Below are 9,182 nucleotides of genomic sequence, written 5' to 3'. Positions count from 1 at the left end.
TTCATCATCGGAAGACCTCGACCCCTACCTAGGCAACGACGCGCCGACCACCTCTACACCCTCAACTGCGAAGAGCCGGTTTGGGCGCAGTGACCGAATTGGCCAACTGTCCCTTGTCATTCAGCAATTGCTTTCGGTTCACCATCAGTGAGCGCAGTGGGCGACAGATTTTTCTCAATCATGAACCGCAGCAACCCATTCACTGCAACTTGTGTCGCTACCAGGTGTACGAGTTTGGAGGACTTGGGGTCGTTGAATGCTTTGAGGCGGTTAAGGACTGCCGATACTTGGCACTCGAAGTCTGTCAGTTGGTACCACAGCGACGTGTCATGCGGGAGGTCGAGCAGTTTGCGTGCGTATTCCGCGGCTACGCGCATCATCAGCTTTTCCAGGTTAGGTGCGGCGGTTTCGGTTGGTGATCCGCCGACTGCCGCAGCTGCCGCGGCGGCTGCGCCGGTACCCGCCAAGCCTCCGAGCATCGCAAGCCCACCAACCATTCCTCCGGGGCCGAATGCGGCCAAACCGCCCGTGATGGCAGCGGCGCCAAATGCGCCAGCAGGTGCTGCGACAGCCAAACCGACCGGGCCAGCAGCCAGCAGGGCAACGCCGGCAGCCGCTGTCAGAACGCGTCCCCAGGGAACGCCGCCTCTCTCGCTGATGCAGGATTGGACTTCATCGATTGCCTTGGCGACCGTCTTCCCGATCTGCCGTTGGAACCCAAGTTCGACTGCTATGTCCTCGAGCGCTGTTCGCGGGGCCGATCCCGGGTCGATTTCATACGGGGTGACGCAGTTCGTAAGTGCGAGAACCACTAGCTCACCTATAGCTTCGTGGATCTCCCATCGGTGGGGAAGCCGCGGGAGTGCGCCATTGCTCAGTTCGAGCATTTCAGGCGCTAGCAGTTGTCCGTTCGCCACGCGCTGAGCGAGCTCGGCCGCCAGATCATCGCGCAGCAGTTTCAGCGTCGCTCGGTATCTTTCGGCCCGCTCAACGTCCTTGATACTGCGCGCGACGGCTTCCGCAAAATGTTGAAGGAGAAGTGTAGATGCTTCGGCATCACTCATTCGGATCGCTATATCGGAACTAGCCCTGACCACGTCTCTGGCCGGATACAACGACGCTGCGATAACACTTACAACCGCCGGGTCGCCAAGGTATGTGCTGGCGTCGTGCCCGCTGATCCCATTAAGGACGAAGTCTTGCGCACCCGGAAAAGTACTAGCTAAGCCGCGCCCGCCGGTGACTATGTCACGGACGTTGAGGAAGTTCGACCAATCGTCAACGCGCGCATAAGGGAATCTTTTGAGTAGTCGTTCACTGCCTTCATGGAGTGCGCGAATATTCGCCGGGCTACCGATGGTCACGAAACGCCGAACCTTCAAGTCCGGTGGCAGGTGGTCGAGCAGATCGATTGCAATGACTGAACCGAGGCTGTGCGCGATAAGGATGATATCGCCATACGCCGGTAGGAAATCAAGGATGTGATTCATAACGTCGGCGCGCACCTTGTCGTCTTGAACGTAATTGCGCACTTGATCGAGATCTAAGGCCGGCAGGCTGGTAAAAACCTTGCCTGGCGCGGTATCCCAAATTCCATCGGGGATGAGATTGAAGCCGAATGCTCGCACGTCCCTGTACCAGTGCAGGAGGCGCTGGACATTGGCCTGGCGTCGCTCGAATTCGCGGCGGGCTGTGGCTTCATCCTTCGGAGGCTTGTAGGTGATCGGCGGCAACTTGCCCCCGCGGCCTTCGGTCTTCAGGTAGGAGGTGTATCGGGGCGCAATTACTTGGTTGCGATCAAGGAGCGGATGTCCTGCTTGAGCTAGACCTCGATTGAGGCCGTCGAGCCACTGCAGCTTTGGGTCGCCGTCGCCAATGCCGTGTAGGAAAACTACCTTCATCGCCCCGTGGACCCCTTCGAATCTGGACGCTTCCTGTGAGTGTGCGTCGCCGGTCGAGTATGCATCAGGGTGCCGACAAAGGAACGTCAAACGTGTCGATCCTGGGTCGCCCACGTTTGATCAGACCAAGGTCGACTCACCGCCTGCGTGGCGTGTTGAATGCCGGCAGCCTTCGGCGGAGCGAACCGAAATTGTCGGTGGTGCCTGTCAGTCTGTAGGGCTCGCAAGAAGCGGGCGTTTCTTCAGAAGGACGGAGAGCCCGATGACCATCTACTTGAACTGTGCTCGCGTCGTACTCGCGGCGGGCGCCATGGCGCTCGCCGGGCTCTTGGTACCGGCACCGGCACACGCCGACCAGTACGACTTCGTCGTGTACCTGGACAACAACGGCGTGTACTACTCGTCGGTCTCCGGGGTGATCGACGCAGGCAAGATGACCTGCCGAATCCTGCGTTCCGGTGGAGGCGTACCCGGGGCGATGGCTTTCCTCGGACGCGCGGGCTACGAGCGCTACGAGGCCGCGACCATCATCGTCGCCGCTGTCGACGATATGTGCCCGGACACGCAGCCCGTGATCGATGCCTTCCTGAACCAGACTGCGGGCAGCAAAGGTGTGCCGGCATGACGGTCGATCGCCTCGATTCGCGGTGCGAATACGCGACTCCGCTGCCGCGTCCGCGGCCCCGACGCGTCGACCTCGTGTTCGCGCAGCCACGGCCGGTTGAGTCGATCGTTATCGATGTGGCGGAATCGCACCTGGGCTACTGCTACGCCGCAGTCAGTGCACAGGGATCATGGTCAGGTGTCGTTGCAGCACCGAACGTCGAGGTCGCGGTGCTCAACGCAATCGATGAAATCTGCGCCGGGCGTCCCGAGCACCGGCGCATCCGGTTCGTTCCCTGCGTTGGTAGCGGAAGCCCGCTGTGGCATTACGCTGCCAAGATCTTCACTGCCACAACGGATTGGTGGATCGAGCGTCCAACTCGGGAAGACCGAGCACTCATTACAACCGCGGCAGAGCAGTTGGAGCGTGCCCGTCTGTCCTTGCCGCCACTTCCCGTGGACCGTGGTCCCATCACCGTCGCTACCGACGGCTCGATACGGTGCCGGCACGCCGGCTTCGCTTGGCTGGCGTCCTCCGGCGAGCACGGCCTCGCGGCGTTCGCTGTCTCATCCAAGCGAGTGGGCACCAACCCCGTGCTGGTGGCCGAGCTGTGCGCGATCGGTAATGCGGTGTGCGGTCTTCCGCGGCATCGTCTGACGGTGTTGTCTGACAGCCGATCCGCGGTGGCGATGGTGAATCGCTGGAAATGTGGAGATTTCGTCCTCCCTGCGGAATATCCGGCGGCGGGGCCCACGTCCGATCGGAGCTTGATCGCGATGCAACGTCGGATTCACGCCGAACGGAGCCGGATCACGCTGCGGTGGGTACCCGGCCATTGCGGAGAGCCCTTGAACGAGGGCGCTGATGCGCTGGCACGCCTGGCGTCACGCTATCGACGAGGTGATCGAGATTTGAACGATGACGAGTACCGCCGCCGTGCTGCAGGGATCGCCAAGGGCTTCGCGGCGGCATACCGGCGGGCTGACCAGTCAGGGAAACCCTGATGGTGGGCCGTCTGCACGGACGAGGTGCGATGATCAGGCTGTGACCGGCTACGACATCATCGGCGATATCCACGGCTGTGCCGATCCGCTGGAGTCGTTGCTCGATGCCATGGGCTATCGCCACATCGACGGCGCGTTCCGGCATCCGAGCCGTCAAGCGGTGTTCGTGGGTGACCTGGTCGACCGCGGCCCACAGCAGCTGCGCGTCCTGGAAACGGTCAAGGCAATGGTCGACGCAGGCAGTGCCCAGATCACCATGGGCAACCACGAGTTCAACGCGATCTGTTACAGCATTCCTCATGCCGAGGGTGACTACCTACGCCGGCACTCGGACAAGAACGCCCATCAGCACCGGGCCTTCCTGGAACAGCTGAGTGCTGAGCAGCAGCGGTACTACCTGGACTGGTTCCGCACCATTCCGCTGTGGCTGGACCTCGGGGGAGTGCGCATTGTGCATGCTTGCTGGCATGAGCCATCGATGAAAGTTGTTGAGCAGGAATTGGGTTCGAATGTCTTTGGGGACGATGCGCAGTTCGCAGCCGCATCGGCCAAGGGGCATCCGCTGTACGAAGCGATCGAGACGGTCATCAAAGGACCGGAGCTGAGCCTGACCGACCATGGCCAGCTGCCGTATCTGGACAAGGACGGTCACAGCCGCGAACGGGCGCGGCTGCGGTGGTGGAGCACCGGCTCGACGTTGAACGAGTTGGCCGAGATGACAAGCACTTTCACCACACCCGACGGAACGCCGTATCCCGAGCTGCCGGCGCTGTCAGTTGCCAATGATGACCATGTCTACCGAGGCGATGTGCCGGTCGTGTACGGCCACTACTGGCGGACGGATACGCCGGTGCACGGCCTCGATTGGACCGACCGAACGGCCTGTGTGGACTTCAGTGCGGTCAAGGGTGGCGCTCTGACCGCGTACCGGTGGTCGGGCGAATCGACTGTGCGGGTGGAGAATTATCTGCAAGTTGGCGGACTGGACTAGATGTCGGTCGCGCCCAAGCTCTTGAGGAACTGGTCGACCAGTTCTGCGACCGGTCCTGTTTCGCAGGTCTGCATAGACGCTTGCAGCTTGAGCAAGGAATCGCGGAGCTCTTTTTCGCCAGCGGCCAGATCGCTGTAGGTGTCATCGAGGAAGAACGACGCCGACGTCGTCGACAAGTACCCGACCAGGTCGAGGAAGAGGTCGAGTTCTCTTGCGGCGAGGGCGGTTTCCGCTGGATCGCCATTCTTCAGTTCTTCGACGATCATCGGCACCACGTCGACGTCGGTACCCCACAGCTGTTCGTGGAGTGGGTCCTCAGCGAGGGAAAGCACGGTGCCCCTGACGATTTCGGTGGCTCCTGCCCGGGCGGCACGCACTTCGTCGACCAGCTCGTGAAAGTCCTCGTCGCTCAAGGAGTAGCCGATGAACACCATCTTCCGGAGCATCAGGAGGCCTTGCACCAAGCCCATCAGCGCACCGTACCGACGGGGCATCTCAAGATAGTCGGAACGGGTCAGCACCATCCGCTCCGGATCATCCACGCTGCCGTGAAGCTTCAGGAGCCACCGGCCGTCGGTGGTACGGGGATTCTCGGGCAGTACAGCGATGTCTGCGTCGGCGATCTTGCACGCCTGCTCGAACAGCACATCGAAGTTGGTAGTGACCGCCTCCTTGCTGGGGAGCGAAGCCAGCAGGCCGTGGGCAAGCGAATATGGTTGTGTGGCAGACAGTTTTGCAGCGACATCGGCCTTGAAGTGGCTGCGTCCTTCGGTGGGTCCACCGTTGGACTCTCGCATCCGGCGGTCGATGAGGGTGGCCTGGTCTCGGACGTCTTGTTTGGCAAGTAGTCGGATCTGAGTCAGATCAAAGCCTGCCTTCTCGGCGACTTCGCGAAGCAATCCAGCCCATGTCGGCAGGCCCACGCCGGCGCTGACGCCGGCGCCGATGAACAGCACCAGTTGGCTCTTTCGTGCCTCGTCGGCAAGGGCATGCGCTTCGCGAAGCAGTTTGGGGTTGGCTCGAGCATGGAACTTCCAAGCCGCAGTCTCGTCCGCTCCGATCACTTGCCGACGCGCGCGTTGTGCTGCGGCGTAAGCCTTCTCGCCCCACGTGACCAACACGATGTCGACGTCGTGCGTCGTTGCCAGTTCGGTCAACGTCTGCACGAGGCCGAGGGTGAGGTTTCCCTTCATTCCCACACCGCCGCCGGCGCCCGATCCGACGACGTTCACCGCCAGACGCAGCTTGGGCCAAGCGTAGATGCGTTCGTCATCGTCGACTGTCTCCAGCTGTGCCTTCGCTTGGCTGATGAACGCTTCGACCGTGGGAGCGAATGCCTCGAAATCAGCGCCGTTGGTGGATTGACCGATGTTGCCGAGCCAAATGTGCGGCGTCGTGTCTGAGACTGACGGGAAGACGTCTCCGAGCTCCCACGGACCAGGTTTGGTGTACCTGCGAGACTCGAGGAAGCCACGCCAATGATCTTCGACCTTGTGCTCGGTGTCCGTCGGGATCAACAACGCGTCGCACGCGACCTTCGTCAGGTCCCCGTTGATGATGAAGAGGTGGCCACCCATGGGGCTGACAGTAGCGATCATCCGAGTCAGTCGTCGCGACCATCGACCAACGTCGCACCGTGTTCGGTGACCAAGTGCGTCTGCTCTGAACCTTCGACGACGCGGCACCAGCTCCGGACGTCCAGTGTGTCGCCGTGGAGCGTGATGAGAAATCCTCCGTAGAACCCGGGTACGGGGAACCACAGCTGCTGATGGGGTGCCTCGTGCAGCATGGCCGTACTCGGGTAGCGGAGCAGCTCACGTGGATCGCGGCCGTCGTACAACCTGCCTCGGATCCTCCCGTCGATGACTTCGCCGAGGTGCTGATCGAGGGCGCTGATTGCTCGCGACGTCAACCGAGTCGGCGGGGGAGCCAGGCATTCTGCCAATGCGCGGTGAGTCCGCTGCAGGACAGAACCTTTGGCGCCATTTCCTTCACTGCTCATGAGCACGTCATAAGGTGTGCGATCGCGCGAATCGACGATCGTGCGCAGGGCGCCGCGTCGGATCAGATCGGCGGCGACGTCCACGGGGGCTCCATGCCAGGCGGCCTGGTGCAGGACGGTGAACCAGGCGGTGCCGCCCGGACGCCACCAGTTGATGCCCAACAGATCGGTCTTACGGTCGAGTAGCCGAAAAACGACCGCCCAATCACCGGCCTTCGCGGCATCCGCCAGCTGATGAGACGCGGCGACAACGTCGTGGTGGATCAACTCGGGGTTCAACACCCCGTTCCACGTCAAAGGCGTGTCATTCACTGTTTTTCCTCTCGTCTGCTGGGAATCAAGCGCTGCAACGCTTTACGGAATACGTGATTGGGATTCGCGCCGGGCAAGACTTCGAGCACGTCTGCCAGCGCCTCATCGGAGCTGACGTCCCGCAGGCGCGCGCCGTACAGCGCGCCGACGGTCGGTGTTCGGCTGTAAGCCCCGACGCAGTGCAGCAGCACGGTGCGGCCCTGTGCCCGAAATGACTGGATGGCCTCGACGGCTTCCGTCAGAACGAAATCGAGATTCGGATTCTCGTCGGCAGTCGGGATGTCGATGAGCCGCACCTCGGCGTGCGGCATATCCCGGCGTACGTCGGTCGGTAGGATCCGGCACATCGACACGACCGCGTCGACGCCGTCCGGCAGGGACCGCAGCGCTCCGATGTCACCCAACAACAACTGCGCGTCGTACGGGTGCGGCGCCAACACACCGAACCGCTGGCCCGCGTAGCCGTCGAACCGATCCGCTCCGCCCTTGCGGGCGATGGCACCGGCCAACGCAACAAGTTCGTGAGCCCGAATACCGGGCCAGCCGTGCAGCAGTGTGCGCCACTGGACCGGCACCGCCGAAGCGCCGTAAGAGGCACCCAGTAGGCCTCCTGCAATCGCTGCCACCGTGTCGGTGTCGAACCCGGCCCGAACCGCTGCGTCCAATGCGAGTCGGAGGTGTTCCGCGCGGTATGTTCCGGTCACCGGATCATCCTGGGGGACAGGGGTGGTCGCGATTGCGCACCATGCCGCCTGCAACGCGGAGACGACCCATCCGTTGTGGGGGAAGTCGGCCGGGCGCCCGGCTTCGGCGGCATCGAGTCGTTGGTGCCATAGACTCTGACGTTCAGCCGGGATGTGTTGCATGCCCACCCGGACATTCAGCAATCCGGTGAGTACGGCGTGCCGAATTGCGCTGCACCACAACACCACTGCGTCACCGGCTTCGGGATCGAAATGGGTCAGTTCGCTGATCGCCCTGGCGGCCTCGGCCATCGCGTCTTCATCGTCGAGGTAAGCCAGTGCGACCGGTGCCGTGCGCATCAGCGAGCCGTTACCGGCGGTGCGGCCGGTCCGTTCGTGCAGCGCACGAGATGCCGCGCGGCAGTGCTCGGCGGTGACCCCGCCGGCCCTGTTGGCGTTAGACAGCACGTTACGTGTCTGGATACCGACATCTTTCGAAGTCAGCGACCAGCCGTACCACCGTTTGACCAGAATGTCTTGCGCATGTTTCTCGCGCAGATCGGTTCCCGCGGCTGCGATCTCGGCGATCGCGACCGCCATCGCGGTGTCATCGGTCCACTCGCCAGGCTCCCACGGGCCACCGCCTTGCATTACGACAGCAAGCTCGGGCCCGCGGGGTGGCTGGAATTCATAGGGCGCGCCTAGTGCGTCGCCGACGGCGGTGCCCAGCAGCACCCCTTCGATGCGGTCGTTCAGTGATGCCATGGCGTCCTCCTCGGGCGGTGCGACTATGTAATCACATTTAACGCGATATCGCGCTAATTATTTCTCACGCTACGCTAAGGCACCGACATGAGCCGCCGAAAGTACGTAGACCCCAGCGGGAAGAGCCTCGAGGACTACCCGCGGCCGTCGGTTGCCGTCGATGCGGCCGTACTCACGCTGGATCCTGATCTGGGACTTGTGGTGTTGGAAGTGCTACGGCCAGATGGTGAGCACTGGGTGTTGCCGGGGACGTTCCTGCACGAACGAGAGACGCTCGCCGCAGCGGTGGAACGGTCACTCGTCGATAAGGCCAACGTCCACGGATTGCGACCGCGACAGCTCCACGTGTTCGATGATCCCGGTCGCGACGATCGCGGCTGGGTGCTGTCTGTCGCGCACATCGCCGTCGTGCAACTCGAGCAACTCGCCGATCGGACTCCGGGATGCACACGTCTGGTCCCGGCCGCGCCTACCGATCGCTTGTACGGGCACGACGACATCGTCGCGCGAGCAGTTGCCGAACTGCGGTCTCGCTACCGCGACAACGCGGACCCAGACCGACTACTTGGTGACACATTCACCCTGCGGGAATTGCGACACGTTCACGAGGTGATCTCCGGAAAACGGCTGCAGGCGGACAACTTCCGTCGGGCGATGGAGAGTCTGGTCGTTGGTACCGATCAGCTAAGTGCAGGGGGCCGAGGTCGGCCCGCGGAGCTTTTCCGCCGCCGCCACGTCGCTGTTGGGTGACCAGTTCCGGCCCGGTCGTCCATCCATCAGACGCCATGCCCGATGACTCGGACCGGCTCCGTCCGGCACGTAGGCGTCTGGCCGGTCTGCGCTACTTGATGCTCCTATTTCTGTTAATAGTCAAGCGGCGTGGTTGAGCTGGGTGTTTAACCATTGGCGGTAGGTAGCGG

General features: G+C 62.5%; 8 protein-coding genes. 4 read left to right on the top strand and 4 right to left on the bottom strand.

Going from position 1 to position 9,182, the window contains the following annotated elements:
- Positions 1-116 precede the first annotated feature (116 nt).
- On the bottom strand, positions 117-1,901 hold the full coding sequence (locus tag ACJH7A_RS29420) for a hypothetical protein (RefSeq protein ID WP_406803226.1): 1,785 nt from the start codon (positions 1,899-1,901) through the stop codon (positions 117-119).
- Positions 1,902-2,163: 262 nt separating this feature from the next.
- On the opposite strand from ACJH7A_RS29420, the gene ACJH7A_RS29415 reads away from it, so the two are divergent.
- The 3 genes from ACJH7A_RS29415 to ACJH7A_RS29405 are packed head-to-tail and all read left to right on the top strand — an operon-like array spanning position 2,164 to position 4,500.
- Positions 2,164-2,526, top strand: a complete 363-nt coding sequence (locus ACJH7A_RS29415; protein ID WP_406803225.1) for a DUF732 domain-containing protein — start codon at positions 2,164-2,166, stop codon at positions 2,524-2,526.
- Positions 2,523-3,509, top strand: coding sequence for a ribonuclease H family protein (locus ACJH7A_RS29410; RefSeq protein ID WP_406803224.1), 987 nt, complete (start codon positions 2,523-2,525; stop codon positions 3,507-3,509). Before ACJH7A_RS29415 ends, ACJH7A_RS29410 begins: the two co-directional genes overlap by 4 nt.
- 40 nt (positions 3,510-3,549) lie before the next feature.
- Positions 3,550-4,500 (top strand): metallophosphoesterase, encoded by a 951-nt coding sequence (locus ACJH7A_RS29405; RefSeq protein ID WP_406803223.1) that lies wholly within the window; start codon positions 3,550-3,552, stop codon positions 4,498-4,500.
- On the opposite strand, the gene ACJH7A_RS29400 is transcribed toward ACJH7A_RS29405, so the two are convergent.
- Genes ACJH7A_RS29400 through ACJH7A_RS29390 form a run of 3 tightly spaced genes read right to left on the bottom strand, consistent with a single transcriptional unit; the run spans position 4,497 to position 8,262 of the window.
- The gene (locus tag ACJH7A_RS29400; protein WP_406803222.1) at positions 4,497-6,077 is read right to left on the bottom strand and encodes an SIR2 family protein; all 1,581 of its coding nucleotides are present in this window, start codon (positions 6,075-6,077) and stop codon (positions 4,497-4,499) included. The genes ACJH7A_RS29405 and ACJH7A_RS29400 overlap by 4 nt on opposite strands.
- Before the next feature lie 26 nt (positions 6,078-6,103).
- A complete protein-coding gene (locus tag ACJH7A_RS29395) occupies positions 6,104-6,814 on the bottom strand; it encodes a hypothetical protein (RefSeq protein WP_406803221.1) in 711 nt (236 codons plus the stop codon).
- Positions 6,811-8,262 (bottom strand): ADP-ribosylglycohydrolase family protein, encoded by a 1,452-nt coding sequence (locus ACJH7A_RS29390; RefSeq protein WP_406803220.1) that lies wholly within the window; start codon positions 8,260-8,262, stop codon positions 6,811-6,813. Before ACJH7A_RS29390 ends, ACJH7A_RS29395 begins: the two co-directional genes overlap by 4 nt.
- Positions 8,263-8,349: 87 nt before the next feature.
- On the opposite strand from ACJH7A_RS29390, the gene ACJH7A_RS29385 reads away from it, so the two are divergent.
- On the top strand, positions 8,350-9,012 hold the full coding sequence (locus ACJH7A_RS29385; protein WP_406803219.1) for an NrtR DNA-binding winged helix domain-containing protein: 663 nt from the start codon (positions 8,350-8,352) through the stop codon (positions 9,010-9,012).
- Positions 9,013-9,182 lie beyond the last annotated feature (170 nt).

The sequence above is a fragment of the Mycobacterium sp. SMC-17 genome (assembly GCF_045310915.1).
Lineage (GTDB): Bacteria > Actinomycetota > Actinomycetes > Mycobacteriales > Mycobacteriaceae > Mycobacterium.
This window is presented reverse-complemented; position numbering and strand designations above follow the sequence as displayed.